The organism is Aneurinibacillus sp. UBA3580 (assembly GCF_002375825.1).
GTDB lineage: Bacteria > Bacillota > Bacilli > Aneurinibacillales > Aneurinibacillaceae > Aneurinibacillus > Aneurinibacillus danicus.
Window position 1 is genome coordinate 1 of sequence record NZ_DFMZ01000081.1, and the last position, 235, is coordinate 235.

Annotated in this window: 1 pseudogene; it reads right to left on the reverse strand. The window is 45.5% G+C overall.

The annotated features are described in order from the left end of the window. Window positions 1–79: 79 nt before the first annotated feature. Window positions 80–235, reverse strand: a pseudogene (locus B2899_RS12165) (tRNA (guanosine(46)-N7)-methyltransferase TrmB); the annotation flags it as partial.

Sequence of the window (235 nt, forward strand, 5' to 3'; positions counted from 1 at the left end):
GCTGAGACGCCATGGTGGTTTTTCTATGCTTGTACAGTATATGCGCGGAAAGGAACTTTCAGAATTACGGACAAACACTTTACTCTGTAAGTTTTGCGGCCAACTGTGCCGGATGCGCAGCAATACAGCGGTAGATTTTCATGCCCTGACTAACGAATTTGGCTTCATATTCAGTCATGACATTCCCTTCGACGTATTCGCTGTTATGCAGGTCGAATGTGATGTCTTTCAGCAG